General features: G+C 69.1%; 11 protein-coding genes and 2 pseudogenes. 8 read left to right on the top strand and 5 right to left on the bottom strand.

Annotation, left to right across the window (positions count from 1 at the left end; translation table 11 throughout):
• A complete protein-coding gene (locus OG538_RS35705) occupies window positions 1-237 on the bottom strand; it encodes a hypothetical protein (protein WP_406100460.1) in 237 nt (78 codons plus the stop codon).
• A 95-nt stretch (window positions 238-332) separates the two neighbouring features.
• Window positions 333-1,238 carry a hypothetical protein gene (locus OG538_RS35700; protein WP_406099781.1) on the bottom strand — a complete coding sequence of 302 codons (906 nt, stop codon included), beginning with the start codon at window positions 1,236-1,238 and terminating at the stop codon, window positions 333-335.
• Window positions 1,239-1,333: 95 nt separating this feature from the next.
• On the opposite strand from OG538_RS35700, the gene OG538_RS35695 reads away from it, so the two are divergent.
• From OG538_RS35695 to OG538_RS35670, 6 genes and pseudogenes are all read left to right on the top strand, one after another.
• Entirely contained in the window at window positions 1,334-4,468 is a 3,135-nt protein-coding gene (locus OG538_RS35695) for a tetratricopeptide repeat protein (RefSeq protein ID WP_406099780.1), read from the top strand.
• Window positions 4,469-4,962: 494 nt separating this feature from the next.
• Window positions 4,963-5,778 (top strand): maleylpyruvate isomerase family mycothiol-dependent enzyme, encoded by an 816-nt coding sequence (locus OG538_RS35690; RefSeq protein ID WP_406099779.1) that lies wholly within the window; start codon window positions 4,963-4,965, stop codon window positions 5,776-5,778.
• 765 nt (window positions 5,779-6,543) lie between these two features.
• Complete coding sequence (locus OG538_RS35685) at window positions 6,544-7,023, top strand: hypothetical protein (protein WP_406099777.1); 480 nt, start codon at window positions 6,544-6,546, stop codon at window positions 7,021-7,023.
• Between the two features lie 167 nt (window positions 7,024-7,190).
• Window positions 7,191-10,871 (top strand): hypothetical protein, encoded by a 3,681-nt coding sequence (locus OG538_RS35680; protein ID WP_406099776.1) that lies wholly within the window; start codon window positions 7,191-7,193, stop codon window positions 10,869-10,871.
• A 359-nt stretch (window positions 10,872-11,230) separates the two neighbouring features.
• Window positions 11,231-11,626, top strand: a complete 396-nt coding sequence (locus OG538_RS35675; protein WP_406099775.1) for a hypothetical protein — start codon at window positions 11,231-11,233, stop codon at window positions 11,624-11,626.
• 36 nt (window positions 11,627-11,662) lie between these two features.
• Window positions 11,663-12,229: pseudogene (locus OG538_RS35670) on the top strand (IS5 family transposase); the annotation flags it as partial.
• A 1-nt stretch (window position 12,230) separates the two neighbouring features.
• On the opposite strand, the gene OG538_RS35665 reads toward OG538_RS35670, so the two are convergent.
• From OG538_RS35665 to OG538_RS35655, 3 genes and pseudogenes are all read right to left on the bottom strand, one after another.
• Window positions 12,231-12,503: a hypothetical protein gene (locus OG538_RS35665; RefSeq protein ID WP_406100459.1), complete on the bottom strand. Its 273-nt coding sequence runs from the start codon at window positions 12,501-12,503 to the stop codon at window positions 12,231-12,233.
• Between the two features lie 154 nt (window positions 12,504-12,657).
• Window positions 12,658-13,044, bottom strand: a complete 387-nt coding sequence (locus OG538_RS35660; RefSeq protein ID WP_406099774.1) for a DUF3592 domain-containing protein — start codon at window positions 13,042-13,044, stop codon at window positions 12,658-12,660.
• A 41-nt stretch (window positions 13,045-13,085) separates the two neighbouring features.
• Window positions 13,086-13,448, bottom strand: a pseudogene (locus tag OG538_RS35655) (transposase); the annotation flags it as partial.
• A gap of 385 nt (window positions 13,449-13,833) precedes the next feature.
• Here OG538_RS35655 and OG538_RS35650 point away from each other — a divergent pair.
• A complete protein-coding gene (locus tag OG538_RS35650; protein WP_406099773.1) occupies window positions 13,834-14,070 on the top strand; it encodes a hypothetical protein in 237 nt (78 codons plus the stop codon).
• A 64-nt stretch (window positions 14,071-14,134) separates the two neighbouring features.
• Window positions 14,135-16,339: an alpha-L-fucosidase gene (locus tag OG538_RS35645; RefSeq protein WP_406099771.1), complete on the top strand. Its 2,205-nt coding sequence runs from the start codon at window positions 14,135-14,137 to the stop codon at window positions 16,337-16,339.
• The last annotated feature ends 30 nt before the right edge of the window (window positions 16,340-16,369 follow it).

The following is a 16,369-nucleotide window of genomic DNA, read 5'->3' as shown; positions in this document are numbered from 1 at the left end:
TCACGGTCTGACCTGGTCACGTTCGGCGATGGTGCCGGGCGTCCGGTCGCCTTGCCCATGTCGTAGCGGGTGGCAGGGCGCTGATTCTTCGAGCCGAGCGGGCGTCCGGGGGCGGGCCGGATGCCCGCGCCGGTGCTCGGCCGTCAGCGTGAGGTCCACCGGTGTCGTCACCGGACCGTCCGCACGCAGCAGCGCGTCGGTCAGCTCGAACAGCGTGTGCCTCGTACGAGCGATCACGTTCGGGGCATCGTTCGCGGTCGGATCATAAAGAACAATCGGACCATGAAGAACAAGCTGAGGAGCCGGCCCCGCCGGACCGTCGCCCGGCAAGCTCAGAGCAGCTCGGCGAGCGGCTCCACCGTCTCCCAGTGACTGAGGTACTCCGTCGCCGCGTGCGGGGCGAAGTCGCGGTTGCTGACCCGCCGGGTGCGTTCGAGCACGGCGTCGTCCACGGGAAGAAGTTTCCGCAGTTTCAGGGTGGCGACGATGAAGTCGTCGCGGTCGGCGACGTTCACCCACCGCTTGAGATGAGCCGGCGAGCGCAGCGGCTGCGGACGCAGCCTCCCGTGGACGATCGAGCGCAGCCCGAGCGGCGATCCGAAGGTCACGAGCAGCGGCAGCGGCTGGTCGAGCCGGTGCAGCGCCTCGTAGGCGACGACGGTGCCGAGGGAGTGGGCCAGGACGGCTTTGGTATCGGGGGTCACCCGGGACAGCACGGCTTCGATCGCGCCTTCCCTGACCCGCTCGTCGTCCAGGTAGGCAGCCACCTGCCCCAGGTGGAACGCGCCGGTGCCGCTGAGTGCGGCAAATCCGGAGCGGGCGATGGGGCCGAGCCGTCCCATCATCGAAACCAACATGCGCAGCGGCCACAACGGCCCCTGCTCGGGGCCGGCATCGACGGTCAGCTCCTCCAGGGCGTCGGCTGCCTCGTCGCGGTCGCCGGGATCGGAGGCGTGTCGGCGGATGTTGTCGATGATGTCCCGGGCGACCTCCTCGCTGGTGGCCGCGATCTGAGCGGGCACCCGTATGTCGAAGTCGTCGCGAGGCACGTAACCCTGGTACAGGTGGCGGTAGTAGGTCATGTCGGCCGTCACCGCCCTGCTCTCGAGACGGTCAGCCGCCTGGGCGCGGCCGTTGTTCCGCAGCGTGCGCGCGAGGGTGTGCGTCCATTCATCCCGCAGCTGTTGCTCGCTCTCGTCCTCGGGGCCGATGCCGTGCACCATGACCAGCTCTGCCATGTGTCTCCCTGTCGCCCGCAGTGTCGTCGTTCGCCTCCCCAACGCGTGGGGCCGGGGCGGCGGTTCCCCGTGTCCGGCGAAGCCATAATGCGCGCATGGCAGCTGAGCGCAGAGCGCTGGTGATCGCATCCCACTGGGACGTCCGCGAGAAGAAGGAGGAGGACCGGCTGGACCGATTGGATTCGCACGCACACGAGTTGACGGAGCTGTTACTGGACCGGAAGCGCGGTTCGTGCGTACCCGCGCACGGTGACGGGCTGCTGCTGAACCCGCGGACTGTGTCCGAGGTGATCGATGTCGTGGAGGAAGCGTTCCGGGAGGCGCAGGGGGCGCGTGCCTCCCTGTTACTCGGGTTCCTCGGTCACGGGTTTCACTCCGAGGGGGGCGATTTCCTCTTCCCGATCAGCTCCACACCGGCCGCGCCCGGCCCGGAGACGGCCTTTGACCTGCCCGGCGAGGTCGGCCGGATGGCGAAGCGGTACGGGGGCGTGCCGGAGCTGACCCTCGTGGTCGACGGGTGCTTCTCCGGCCACGCCCTCCTGGCCGCGGCCGAGGACTGGTTCAGGTCCGCCATGCAGGCCGGCCGCACGGTCGAGGTGCTGACCTCTTCCGACGACCGGGTCTCCTACGACCTGCAGTTCTCGCGCATCCTCACCCGGCTCGTCCGCCAAGGAGACATCCGGCTTGAACCGTTCCTGGCGACCAGGGCGGTACGCCTGAGGGTTCAGACGCTGCTCCGGCGGCAGATTCCGCAGGCGGTCTCGTTCGACGGGGGCAAGGGTTCGCGCCAGGCCCCGTCGGAGGCGTGGATTGCCCGCAACGTGGCGCACGACCATAAGCTGAGCGTGCTGGCCGGTTCTCCTGACCAACAGGTCCTGGTGCCTGCCCTGCGCCACTTCCAGCCGCCCGCCGAACTGGCCCGGATCGTGCGGGCCGTGGGCCTGAACCGGCTCGTTGCGATGGTCGGCGCCATGGGTACGGGCAAGACGACGATCGCCACCGCGCTCGCCCGTCCCGAGCTGCTGCCCGAGGACGAGACCGCCGCCACGGTGTCCGCTGTCGTGCGGCTCAGCGACGCCGCGTGGACGTCCGGGACGGCCGTCCAGCAGCTGGCCCGTCAGCTCCGCAGATACCTGCCGGGTTTCGACACCGCGCGAGCGGCGTACCGGGCACGGGTCCCCCAGGCGCAGCGCACGCTGCTGCCGAGCACGGTCGCGGAGGTGGCAGGACCGCTCGGCCTGATGGAGGCGTGTGAGCCGGTGCGTGTGGTCCTGGACGGCCTCGACCAGGTCAAGGACGCGACGAGCCGCGCCACACTCTTCACGGAGCTCGCGGCGTTGCGGGACGCGGCACCGGAGTGGTTCGGTGTGGTGAGCACGGTCCAGGAGTGGGTGGCGCTGCCCGAGGAGTGGCATCAGCTGCTGGTTCCGGTGCCCGACGACCGGAACGTACGCGCCTATCTGCGGGCCCGACGGGTGCCGGAGGATGCACAGGAGGTGATCCTCGCCCGGCGGGACGGAAACTGGCAGCTCACACAGGTCCTGGCCAATTTCGGCCCGTACGAGGCCTCCGAGGTCGGTGAGGGACTGGCGGATGCCTACGACAAGGCGCTGGCCCCGCTGCGGAATCAGGCGTCCCCGCACGGCGCGTCCGCCTGGCTCGACCTGGTCCTGCTCGTCGTCGCCGCCTCCGGCCCCGGCATGACCCTGCCCCGGCCCCTGCTCGCCCGGGCGGCCTGGGAACTGGGCGGTCCGGCCGACGAGGAGGCCGTCGGCCTGGTGCTGCGTCTCCTCGATGGCCTCGTGGTCCGCTCGCCCGATCTGTCCGGCACGGTACTGCTCGGGGTGTACCACCCGTCCCTCGTCGAGTACGTGGCGCAGGAGCAGGACCTGGTGGAGGGGCATCGCGCGCTCTGCGACGCGCTGGAGATCATGGCTCCTATGGAAAAGCACACGTCTGACGACCCCCTGCACCGCTACGCCGAACAAGCCGAGCCCGAGCACCTGTGGCAGATGGCTCTTGCCACGACCGGCGAGAGCGCCGCCGCAGCACTGTACGAGCGGCTTCTGGCAAGCCTGGAGCTGCGCGCCGCACCTCAGGCGACGGTGAACCGGGCCCGCTGGGAGAGCTGGGCCGAGCGACTCAGGGAGCGCCTCGGCCCGGACGCGCCCGCGGCCCTGCGCGCCCGGGCCCGTACGGCGTACTGGACGGGCAAGTCCGGGGCGTACGGCCGGGCCCGCGAGCTGTACCGGGAGCTGCTGCCGGACCAGCTGAGGGTGCTCGACGCGGACGATCCCGAGCTTCTTGAGACCCGCTCCCGCATCGCGTACGCGACCGGCGAGACGGGAGACTTCGCCGAGGCGGTGGCCCTGCACCGGGAGGTGCTCGCCGACCAGGAGCGCCTCCTGGGCCCCGACGACCCGCGCACCCTGGACACCCGGCACCACATCGCGTACTGGACGGGGCGCGGCGGTGCCCGAGAGGAGGGACTGCGGCTGCACGAGGAGCTGTTGCCCGACCTGGAACGCACGCTGAGCCCGACGGATGTGCCTGTCCTGGAGGAGCGGCACTACATCGCGTACTGGCACGGCATGCTGGGCCGCTACGACCAGGCCCTGGAACTGCACGCCGCTCTCCTGCGGGACCGGATCGAGGCGTGCGGCGAGGAGCACGAGCAGGTGGTGTTCAGTCGAATGAACATCTGCAAGTTCCTGGGCGAGTCGGGGCGCCTCCAGGAGGCGATCGACGCCTACGAGGAGCTGCTGCCGCTCGTCACGCGGGTCCGCGGCGTATCCCACCCGAACACCTTCCTGGTCCGGTTGAACATTGCGCGGTTTACGTGGGAGCTGGGCGACGCCGCGGATGCGCTGCCGCTGCACGAGGAGGTGCTCAGCGACCAGCGGGCCGTGTACGGCGACACCCACCCTGCCGCCATGATCACCCGCTACAACATCGCCATGCTGAAGGCCGAACTCGGCGACCCGGTGACGGCGCTCGCCGAACTCGACGTCCTGCTGGAGCAGCGACTGGTGCGCTACGCCGACCCCGATCACCCGGAGGTCATCACGACGAGGTTCGGCCGGGCCCGGACCCTGGCCCGGCTGGGGGAGGTCGAGGCGGCGGTGGCCCTGCTCCGCGAGGTCGTCGCCGACCGTGCTCGGGTCCTGGGCGAGCAGCACCGGGACACACGCGAGGCGCGGGAGGCACTGGACGGTCTACTGGGCGGCTGACCCGGCGGAACCGGACCGGGTTCCCGGACGTGCGATGGGCCCCGGGCGGGGATGCCTAGTGCGACCCGGCCGCCCTGCCCGATCACGCTGACGGTTCCCGGCCGGGCCCCGCCAGGTGCGGCGCCCGGGTGACGTGGTCGTACCCGCCGGGCGTGGCTGCCCCATCCGGATGATGTGCGTCGACGTGGAGGCCGCTGGGAGAGACCTGCCTCTCCCAGATGACTACATCCAGGCCGCCCTCACCACGACCTGCACGTCCGGAACAGTCGAAAGCATGGAAGGCGACGTCACCAGGATCAAGACGATGAAGGCACAGGTGTACGGTCGCGCCGACGTCGCTCTCCTACGACGCCGCACCCTGCTGTCACCGCAATCAACCGACCACCACCCCCAAAAAGGAGCGACTGAGCCCACAACCTGAGCCGGAACCACTACTGGTGAACAGTGCCAAAAATCGCTGTCCGATCATCGGACCACGGTGATAGACATCCGGCGTGGAAAAGAATCTTGAGTTCCCTGACCTGCTGCAACTGATCGATGACCGGTCGACCGCCTTCCGCGCCGCGGTCGCCGCCGCGCCCAGTCTCGACGCACAGGTGGCGACCTGTCCCGAGTGGACGCTGTTCGATCTGGTGAAGCACCTGGGTGGGGGAGACCGCTTCTGGGCCGCCATCGTCGGCGCGGGGCCCGCCGACGCGCCTCCGGCCGAGGCCATCGCTGCGCGCGCCGCTCTGGAAGTGCCGCGGGAGCGTGAGGCCATGCTGGCCTGGCTGGCCGCGTCGACGCAGCTTCTGCTGAGTGCCCTGCGAGAGGCGGGCCCGAACGCCGGCTGCTGGGCCTGGTGGAGTGCCTTGCAGACGCCGCGGACCTCTGGCGGAGTCGCCCGGCACCGGGTCCAGGAGAGTGCGGTGCACACCTACGACGCCCAACTCGCCGCGGGCGCCCCGCAGCCGCTGCCGGCCGAGGTCGCCCTCGATGGTGTCGAGGAGTTCCTGTTCACCTGCGTCGCGACGTCCAGCGCCTGGCCGCACAAGCCCACGGCCTTCGACTTCCACACCGCCGAGGGCCGCTCCTGGCGCCTCACGGTCGACGGCGACGGCGCACGCTCCACCCGCATCCCCGCACCCGCTGCCGCTGCCGCTGCCGCTGCCGCGACAAACGAGGACTCGGACGCAGCCGGCACCTCCATCCATGGCACGGCCGGCGAGTTGGTCATCTACTTGTACGACCGCATCCCGGCCGCATCCCTGCACGTTGACGGAGACGCAGGGCTGCTCGACCTGCTCCGCGCCTGGGAACCGGAGGAATAGGACGTAGCGGAGGCCATTGGGCGCGCCTCGAGCCGGCAGGACACGACTCTTCGCCGAGTTCGTCAGTCGCGGCACCGATCCTCCCGCCCTGTTCCGTACCCGGCGGGGCGGACGTCTCGTTGGCCTGCGCGGTAGCGGATGCCCTTGCGATCCCAATCTCGGGTGGGGTGGGGACATGTCGATGCAGCCGTGGCCGTGGCCGTGGCCGTGGCCGAAGGTACCTGAGCTGACCGCGCAGGTGGCGCAGGCTGTGGTGGCAAGTGGCCCGTGCCCGTTGAAGATGCGGGTCCGTGCCGAGGCGGGCGAGTTGTTCGCGGACGCCGAGTCAGCCGAAGCGTTCGAAGCCAGGGGCCGGCGGCCACGCCGGTCACCGGTCCGGCTCGCTCGGGTGACGGTGCTGCAGTTCGCCGAGAACCTCACTGACCGGGCGGCCGCGCATCGGGGATGGCACGGCATAGACCTGAAGGACGCGCTCGGCCTGGAGCTGGATGCACGGGCGCCTCTGTGCGCTTCGGCCTTCGCAGGAAGGGCATAGCGATGCCGAAGGCAGGAAAACGTACCGATTGCCGACTGCATGTTCTGTCAGGCCCACAAAACCCAGCACGCCGCGGCGTCGACGAAAGGCACTCTCTTGGACGAAAGGCGCTCTCTTGACGGAACCAGAGACAATGGCGGCACGTGTCTGATGGAGTGACGTGGTGACGGCACTCGTGTCGCGCCTGCCCGACCAGGGCCCAATCCGATCTCTCAGGAGGAAGGGCGAGGATGCTGCCGGAGGCGATGACCGCGCTTGCCGCGGCGGGAGGCACCGCGGTGGTGCAAGCCGCAAGCACAGACGCATGGGCAGGGTTCCGCCAGCAGGTCGCCCATTGGTTTGGGCGGGGGGACGAGCAGCGTACAAGCACCGAGCTGGAACGCCTCGACCGGACCGCGGGTGAACTGGAGGCAGCTGCAGCCTCCGGGCCGGCCGATTCGGAGCGGGCGTGTCTGCGTGCCGAGGCGGGCTGGCAGGCTCGTATCGAGGCCCTGCTGGAGGATCTCGCCACCACCGAACGCGCTGAGGCCGCCGAGGAACTCCAGGGGCTTGTCACCCAGTATCAAGGCACGGTGTCGGCCGGCCAGGGCGGTCTTGCCGTCGGCGGTGACATGAACATCAGCGCCGAGGACCATTCGGTCGCCGCCGGCGTGATCAACGGAGGTGCGCACATCAGCCCCCCTCCCGCGCCGGATCCGGCACAGGGCTGACCGGACCGGCTACTCCCCCCAGCCCGCACGCCGTTGCCGGTGGTGCAACTGCCTCCTACTCGGCTCACGCTGCCTATCACTCCACGGCGATCGGCCATGCCGATGCCGTCAACTTCTACTCCACGCCTCACATCCCGCACTCCGGCTATCTCGCCCAGGTGCACGCCATGGCGCCCGAAACCCTCGCGGACAGGGAGGACGAGCTCGCGGAGCTGGCGGAGTTCTCTACCAGGCCCGGACCGGGCGGGTACCTGCTCTGGAGCGCCGAGGCCTGGGCCGGGAAGACCGCGCTGCTGCTGTCCTTCGTCTGCGAGCCACCGAAGCAGACGCGTGTCGTCTCCTTCTTCATCACCGCTCGGCTGGCCGCGCACAGCGACCGGGAAGCCTTCCTGGACATCGTTATCGAGCAGTTAGCCGAGATCCTCAACGAGCCGATGCCGCCGATGTCGACCCCGGCCAACAACAGGCCCGCCCACTTCCTCCGCATGCTCGACGCGGCGGCCAGTGCGTCCGAGCAGCAGGGCCGCCGTCTCGTGCTGGTCGTCGACGGCCTCGACGAGGACCTGGGGGCCGCGGAGCACAGCATCGCCGCGCTCTTGCCGTCGCGCCCGGTGGCAGGGATGCGGATCATCCTCGCGACGCGGCCCGACCCTCCACTGCCCGACGACGTACCCGAGCAACACCCCCTGCGGAACCCGGAGATCTTGCGCGCGCTGGCACCGTCACCGCATGCGCGGGTCATCCGGCGGGAAGCCGAGCGCGACCTCAAACGCCTGCTCGGCGGCAACGAGGTGGAGCAGGACCTCCTCGGCCTGGTCGTGGCCTCCGGCGGCGGGCTGAGCGGCCAGGATCTCGAGGAGTTGACCGGCCACCAGCCCTGGCGGATCGCCGAGAGCCTGAAGACGGTGACCGGCCGCGCGTTCGCCCGCCGCTCCGCCGACTGGTCGAACCAGGCAGCGGCGCAGGGACTCTACATCCTTGCTCACGAGGAGCTGCAGCGCACCGCCGTGATGTTCATAGGGGAGACCCACCTTGCGGAGTACCGCCGGCGGCTGCACGTCTGGGCGGACGGCTACCGGTCCGAGGGCTGGCCCGAGCGGACGCCGGAGTACCTGTTGCGCGGCTACTTTCGGATGCTGCAGGCCGGAACCGACCTGCAGCGGATGATCGACTGCGCCCTGGACAAACCGCGCCACGACCGGATGCTCGACATGAGCGGCGGGGACGCCACCGCTCTCGACGAGATCGCCAACACACAGAGCGCGGTGGTCGATCAGAGCTCACCGAATCTGCGGGCGATGGTGCTGCTGGGCGCTCGCCTGACGGACATCACCCACCGCAACGACGGGATCCCCCCACAGCTGCCGGCCCTATGGGCCAGGATGGGGCGACCGACGCGCGCCACCACGCTTGCGCGGTCCATCTCCCGACGCCAGGCGCAACTGTCCGCGTGGGTGGAACTGCTCCAGGTGCTGGCCGACCAGGGCGACCACGACCGGGCCCGGGCCATGGTGGCAGAGACGCTCCCCCAGGCGGTCACCGCAGCGGGCAAGGACGCCCGGCCGGTCGTGCAGCGGGCCGTCGAGGCCCACGCGGCGGCCGGTCACCCCGGATACGCCGAGGACCTGGCCGCTCTGCTCGCCGCCGGCGAGTCAAGAGTTCTCGCGCTCGCGACAGTCGCGCCGGCGTGGGCCCGGGCGGGAGACACCGAGCGGGCCCGCAGCGTGGCGGTGGAGGCGGCGGAATCCGCCCGCCGGTACTTCGAGTCCGATGGCAGCCGACTGCCGACGGACCGTGCGGCCCGAGAACGGGTACGGGCACGCGTCTTCGCGGAGCTCGCCCGGATGTGGGCCGGGGTCGGGGACGTTGCGCGGGCCCGGTCGACGGCCGAGGAGGTCGAGCAGAGCGCCCGGAGAAGCGCCGACGGCGAGATCGGGCCGGGGCTGCGCACGGCGCGGGCGCTGGACGATGCGCGTGTACTGGGGAGCGTGGCCCGAGCGTGGGCTGGGGCGGGCGCGCTCGACCGTGCCCGGGCGGCAGCCGAAGAGATCATGGAAATCGCTCAGGACGTCGCTCAGTCCGGAAGCGTCCAATACGCGATATGGACCATGCACGAGGCGCTCCAGGTGTGGGTCGACACCGGCGACATGCATGATGCGGCGGGCCTCATCCAGATCCTGACGGCACAGGATCGGCGGCGCCGGCCTGAGGACTCCACACCGGGATCGGGCTACAAGGTGGCCGAGGCAGCGGCGGCGTGGGCGCTGGAGGGGCACCTCGTTCAGGCGGAGGCGATCACCCGGACCATCACCGCCCCTGAACCCGACGAGCAGTATCGGGCGAGAATTCGTGCCTTCGCCGCCGTGGCACGAGGGTGGGCCCGGTCGGACGACCTCGGCTGCGCCCAGGCCGTCGCTGGGGAGATCGAAACACTGGCCAAGGCGGTCGAATGGCCTCGCGACAAGGTGAGCGCGCTGACGACGGCCGCCCATGCCTGGTTCGACGCAGGCAGCCCGCACCGTGCCGAGGCACTGGCCCGAACAGCTCACGCACTCGCAGGCACCCTGTCGGATCTGCCGAAGAATCAGTTCGTATTCCACCCCGGCGCATCGGAGAAGGACCGCGCCGAGATGCGGGCGAGAGCCCGCCGCCTGTCTCTGGGCAGAGACAGGCCCCATGCGGCGGCGGATGTGGTGTTGAGGGCCACCGCGCCCGCGGCCGCCCGCGACGGGACCGCCGATCCGGCCGGCGACATCATCAGCCAGATCGGCCACCCGGCCTCCCGGACCTGGGCAGTGGAGGCTTCGCGGCGCATGGCGGCACTGGCTCGCAACGCCGCCGCCGACGATGAACAGATCGTTCGAAGCATCATCGAGTCCGACAGTGCGGCCTGGCTGGTCGAGGACTTCATCTGGGGCGCAACAGGCGGAGACGGGAGCGTGCATGGAGCCGAGGACTTCATCAGACTCGTCGTCGGACTGACACTCGACGCATGGGACCTGGTGGCCGCCGTTCAAGCCGCGGCACGTGCGCGCGACGCCGCCCTCTGCCGTGCCACGGCCGGGAACGCCGAACGATTCGCACGGCAGATTCCCGTGTGGCACTCCCCCGCGCAGTCGGCCTCACCAGAGGCGCAACTGTGGCAGGCCGCTTCACCGTCGGACCGGAACCGGGGAGAAGCACTCGTCCGATCGGTCGTCAGCCCGGACGATCGCGCCTGGGGACTAGCCGGAGCCGTGCGCGCATTCGCGGAATCAGGGCTCTTCTCCTTGGCCCAGCGTTCGGTTCTCACCGATGCGGCCTTCGCGCTCAAGGTGTGGGTGATGGCAGCCGCCGCTCAAGCCTGGCACAAAGCCGGTGCCACGGACGATGCCGCCCGAGTAGCCCGTGAGGCCGAGCAGGTCGCGCGGTCGGCCGCTACCTCGACCACCCGAACTCTGGCGCTGGCGATCGTGGCCAAGGCATGGGGCGAGACGGAAGTCGGAGGCCGTGCACGCAGCCTGGCACAGGAGGTGGCCGACCTCGCCGACTCCACCAGTGATCCCGCTGTACGGCCATGGGCGCGCAGCGATGCATCTTTGGCCTGGGCTTGGGCGGCGGATCCAGACCGCGCCGAGTCGGTGCTGCAGACGACCGACGACCCTGTTCTGCGGTCGGCCACCCTGCTGCGGCTAGCTGCGCACAGTGACGGACCTCGGGCGGACGCGTTGATCGCCCAGGCACTGCGGCTCGGCCCGAGGGGCTGGCCGGCGGCATTGCACGGGCTGATCACGCTTCGCCCGGCCGTGCTCATGTCCGCCACGGAACAGTTGCTCGCGGACCTTCTCGGGCAACGCGGCAGCGGGTGAGCGAGTGCCCCACGCCCGCTCACCCGGATACTCAGCCGCAGCGCCGGACCACCGAGTCCACTCGCTCGACGGTGGCGAGACGTTCGGCGTACGGACTCGGACAGCGGGCCCTCATCCGGCTCGATGAACGGCAGGGAACCGTGCCGCCGGCGATCAAGGAAAGCGGGACGCAGTGGCCACAGAGGTCTAGGCAGCTTCTTTCGGATCACCTTGACCTCGATTGCGCCGCCATCAATCAGGGCTTCCTTAACGTGGCACACACTTGCCTCGCCGATCGTGAGGCGACCTTTTGCCGGTGTTACGGTCGCACGGAGCCGGCCAGCCCGGCCGAGCCAAGGACAACGAGGGGGGCAAGCGCCGTGGACGGGTACGCGAGTCCTTATCAGGTCTTCATCGACGTGCTCGCTCACCGGCACGCAGGTGCCCATCGACGGGCTCTGACCGGAGAGTTGATCGCTGCCTATGCGGAGCTGAACCACCTCCTGGCGTGCACCAAAGGAATGCTGGCAGGAGCGGTGTGGGCGGACTGCGGCGATGAGCTCGAGCGGTGCATGAGTCTCTACAGAAGCGCATGGATACGGTTCGTTGCGATGGTCGGCGATGACTATCCGAACGGTGTGGACACCGTTCCCTCTTCGACGCTGGGCCCAGAGACAACGCAGGCATTCCAGGCAGCTGCAGACGGGCTCCGGGCCGCGCTCGACGTCCTGAGGAGGGAGTCCCACCTCCTCGGCTGTGAGAGCTGGGCGCGCTAGGCATTGCCTTCCGATCATCGGATCGTTGATCTGATCGTGCAGTTGACCGATGCGCAGTGGGCGCGAATAGAGCCGTTGTTGCCGGACCGGACACCGAAGCGCGGCGGGCGGTGGCGCGATCACCGACAGGTGATCGACGCGATCGCGTGGAAGTTCCAGACCGGCTCGCAGTGGGTGTACCTGCCCGCCGAGTACGGCTCGTGGAAGGGGCGTCTACACCAGGCTGCGGAACTGGGCGATCGACGGCACCTGGGAGCGAGTCTTCACCGCCCTGCTCGCCCGGGCCGACGCCGAGGGCGACCTGGACTGGGTTGTCGCCGTGGACTCCACGATCGTGCGTGCGGCCGGGGCTCGCAAAAGGGGGCACCGGCCGCCGAGCCTGACCATCATGCGATCGGACGCTCCTGCGGAGGGCTGACCACAAAGGTTCACCTCGCCGCCGACAGCCACTGCCGGCCGCTGTGCTTTGTCCTCACTCCCGGCCAGGCCAATGATGCGCCCGCGTTTGAGCACGTCATGGCCGCCCTGCGCGTGCCCAGGATGATCGGCCGCCCGCGCACCCGGCCTCTCGTGGTCCTGGCAGACCGGGCCTACTCATCCCGAGCTATCCGGCAGCACCTGCGCAGGCGCGGCATCCGGGCGGTGATCCCGCAAGCCTGCCGACCAGATTGCCAACCGACAGCGCAAAGGCCGCACCGGCGGCCGCCCGCCCGCCTTCGATCGCGAGGCATACAAACAGCCCGATCTGGACGAGCAGCCGGGTCACCGTGCGAGGGCTGATCACCACCCCGACGTCATTGCGTTCGAACGCGATTCGCGACGCCGACCATTTGTGTTCCCGGCGTATTGCCCTCAATCCGTTGCGCGACATCGGCATCTGTCGCAGTCGGTTGCCGGTGTGGTGTCGAAGACAGCCCTTAGGCCATGTCTGACAAGTGCTGCATGAGTGAGAGGGCTCTGATGTATCGGATGTGCGCTGGCCCCGTCGTGTGAGGGCGGGCTTGGACCGCTTTCGATGCGTGGCGGCCGATCTAGAAGACGTGCACCATCAGCACGACGCTGAGGGCAACTCCCACCAGGCCCGCCATGTCGTAGTGCTTCCAGAATGGCTTGCGGGAAGCGAGTGCCGTCTCCGCGCGCCCAGGGGACAGAGGGTCATAGAGGACTGCAACGCTGTCCCCTTCGCGGGTGCCGGCGGGGACGTGGTCTTCACCTGCACTGTGTGTCCGCTTGACACCGTCTGGCGTCGTGTAGCTCAGAAGGAATTGCGGGCCGCCCTTCCCACGCCAATCGCGATCGAAGCACCGAGCGACGACCTCGACGCCCCGGGAACGAAGCGTCAGCCGTCGCCGCATCTGCCAGACCACGACCAGCAGTAGAAAGATTGCGACGCCGTCGTAAGCGATCGTGTCCTGCACCCTCAAAGGTCCCCCAGTTTCGCAGTGGCACGGGTGAGTATTCAACCAGCCGTCGAGACCCTCCGGGGCTGCGTTACCGGCTCGCGAAGCCAGAGAATGAGTGAGCCGAGGTGAAGCCCGGCGTGGTAGCGAGCGGCGAGCTTGTCGAAACGGGTCGCGATCGCCCGGAACTGCTTGAGCCGGGCGAGGCAGCGTTCGACCACGTCGCGGGTTTTGTAAAGCTCACGGTCGAAGGTCGGCGGTCTACCGCCCTTCGACCCTCGTCGCAGGCGGTTGGCTTTCTGGTCGGCCTGTTCCGGGATCACGGCCTGGATGCCCCGCCTGCGCAGGACTTGGCGGATCGCGCGGGACAAGTACGCCTTGTCCGCGATGACCGCATCGGGCCTGAGCCGAGGGGAACTCGCCCGCGCACATCCTGCCCCGGCTCAGCCGATCCCAACCACCAACACCCCTTACAGATCGGATCTCTCGCTCCACTCCCTAGTTCGAAGAGTGGTCCACACCACTCTCGCAAACACCCTTGTCGCGCGCCTCGTCTCCCACTACGGTCCTGGCTCAACCGGACTTCAGGAGACTGCTGTGCGCCGAGTCGTACCTGCTCTGCCGTCCCTTACAGCTCTATTCATCGGATCTATCACTCCCACCGCGGTCGCGAACGAGCCTCCGGGCTTACCCAAATCGAGCGCAGGCACCACAACGGCCGCCCCAAGGGCGCCCGTTGTTCCCGGACCGACCCAGCGGACCGAACCGGCGGGCCACCCACAGCTGTCGGCAGGGACCCGCATCCTGGTGGCCCCCCGGTCCCCCACCCGCGTCGCCGAGCCGGGCCGAGCCGGGCCGGGCCGCACCACCCTGTATGCGAACGGCAAGCGCGTCGGCACGGTCGACGCGCCCGTTCCGCTCTCGCTGCGCTCGATCGGCACCGAGAAAGCCGGGCTGCGCGGAGATCGCGACGAAGTCCCCACCCAGGAGGAGGCGTTGAGGCCCAAAGAGGTACGGGCCGACTACTCCCACTACGACCACTGACCCGAAGGGACCCGCAGTGACCCGCACCCGCCCCCACACCCGTACCCGTACCAGACTCGTCGGAATGGCAGCTCTGGCGGTCCTCGCCGGCCTCCTGACCACCCCGGCTTCCGCCACACCCGAGCCTCCGTCGAAGGACTATGAGCCGACGGTGGAGTCCCTCAACAGTCACCCCACGCCGACGTGGTTCAACGACGACAAGTTCGGGATCTTCATTCACTGGGGCGCCTATTCAGTGCCCGCCTGGGGCCCACGCGGCAGCTACGCCGAGTGGTACTGGAACTACATGAACAGCAAGGGCAGCGCCACCAGTACGCACCAGAAGGACACCTACGGAACGGACGCGAACTACGACGACTTCATCGGCCAGTGGAAGGCCGAGAAGTACGACCCGGACGCCTGGGTGAAGCTGTTCAAGGATGCCGGTGCCAAATACTTCGTGCTGACCTCCAAGCACCATGAAGGCGTCGCACTGTTCGACAGCAAGGTCAGCAGCCGCGACACCGTGGACCTCGGCCCGAAGCGCGACCTGGCGGGCGACCTGTTCAAGGCGGCGCGCAAGGACACCGAGGGCGGGCAGCTGAAGGCGGGCTTCTACTACTCGTTGTACGAGTGGTACAACCCGTCGTACACAGGCAGCCCGGTCCGCAACCCGTACACCGGCGCCGAAGTCCCTTACACCGGCGCCCCGTCGGTCACCGACTACGTCGGCGACTACATGGTCCCGCAACTGAACGAGCTGGTCGACCAGTACGATCCCGACATCATCTGGTGCGACGGACAGTGGGACAAACCCGCCTCGTACTGGAAGACCGCACCCGTCATCGCCGACTATTACAACCGCGCGAAGAACCGGGCGCAGCCGAAGGAAGTCGCGGTCGCCAACCGCTGCAAGATCGAGACCGGTGAGCTGGACAGCAAGGAACTCGACTTCCAGACACCCGAGTACACGGTCAAGCCGGACATCGACCCGAACAAGTGGGAGGCGAGCCGGGGCATCGCCCACTCCTACGGCTACAACCAGAACGAGCCCGAGGAGGACCACCTCACCTCCGACCAGCTGATCGACTCGCTCACCGACATCGTCAGCAAGAACGGCAATCTGCTGCTCGACATCGGCCCGCGCGCCGACGGCACCATCCCCGAGATACAGCAGCAGCGGCTGCTCGACATCGGAGCCTGGCTGAAGATCAACGGCGAGGCGATCTACGGGACGACGTACTGGCATCACGCAGAGGAGCCGACCGGAGACGACAAGATCCGCTACACGGTGAAGGATGGCACTCTGTACGCGACCGCACTGGAGTGGCCCGGCGCCGAACTCACCCTCGGTGCCGACACGCCTGTCGCTGCCAACTCCCGTCTCACGCTGCTCGGTTCGGACGGCAGCGCGCTGCCCTGGCACAAGGACTCCGCAGGCCGCGTGATCGTCGAAACGCCGAAGGACGGGGCGTCGGCCACCAGGAGCACGAGCGCGTACGTCTTCAAGGTCACCACTCCGGGCGTGAATACCCTCGTCCGCACGAGGACCGAACTGCCGAAGGAGCTCAACCCCGGACGCGCCGCCGACGGCAGCCTGGTCCTCACCAACACCGCCCGCACGCGCGCATCCGAAACCAAGGTCGGGTTGTCCGGACCCGAGGGCTGGACCATCACCCCGGCGGCCACCCGCGTGCACCCGCTGTCGCCGGGCGCGGACGCGAAGATCCCTTTCACCGTGACGCCGCCCGCTTCCGCGGCCCCCGGTACGCACACACTGAACATCACCTTGCGCCACGGCCGTCTCACGACCACCACGGCGGTCAAGGTCACGGTGGCCCTGGAGAACCTCGCCCGGAATAGGCCGGCCACCCAGAAGAGCACCGCATGGGACGCGCCTGCCTCCCGAGCCGTCGACGGGAACACCGACGGCTCCTTCGGATCGGGCTCGGTGACCCACACCGCGGAGCCCTCGTCGCAGGCGTGGTGGCAGGTCGACCTGGGCGCCTCGAAGTCACTGTCGGCCGTCGACATCTGGAACCGCACCGACTGCTGCTCCGACCGGCTGAGGGACTTCTGGGTCCTGACCTCGGACACCCCGATCACGGCCGTCGGACTCGATGAGGCACCGACCGCACCCGGTGTGACGGCGGTCCACGTCACCGGCCAGGCCGGACGGCCGTCCAGCGTGCAGCTCCCGGCAGGCACCTCCGGCAGGTACGTCCGCGTGCAACTGGCCTCCGGCACCAACCCGCTGTCGCTGGCGGAGGTCGAGGTCCGCGGGCGCTGAGCGAGCCCGCCGAAACGAGTGGCGGCCCGG

It is taken from the genome of Streptomyces sp. NBC_01013, assembly GCF_045162765.1.
Taxonomy (GTDB): Bacteria; Actinomycetota; Actinomycetes; order Streptomycetales; family Streptomycetaceae; genus Streptomyces.
The sequence above is the reverse complement of the archived record's forward strand: the minus strand, read 5'-3'. Positions and strand labels throughout refer to the sequence as shown.

Excerpts from the sequence above, each read along its gene's own strand:
- OG538_RS35700 (WP_406099781.1), bottom strand. The coding sequence starts at position 1,238 with ATGGCAGAGCTGGTCATGGTGCACGGCATCGGCCCCGAGGACGAGAGC.
- OG538_RS35665 (WP_406100459.1), bottom strand. The coding sequence starts at position 12,503 with ATGCCGATGTCGCGCAACGGATTGAGGGCAATACGCCGGGAACACAAA.
- OG538_RS35645 (WP_406099771.1), top strand. The coding sequence starts at position 14,135 with ATGGCAGCTCTGGCGGTCCTCGCCGGCCTCCTGACCACCCCGGCTTCC.
- OG538_RS35685 (WP_406099777.1), top strand. The coding sequence starts at position 6,544 with ATGCTGCCGGAGGCGATGACCGCGCTTGCCGCGGCGGGAGGCACCGCG.
- OG538_RS35680 (WP_406099776.1), top strand. The coding sequence starts at position 7,191 with ATGGCGCCCGAAACCCTCGCGGACAGGGAGGACGAGCTCGCGGAGCTG.
- OG538_RS35695 (WP_406099780.1), top strand. The coding sequence starts at position 1,334 with ATGGCAGCTGAGCGCAGAGCGCTGGTGATCGCATCCCACTGGGACGTC.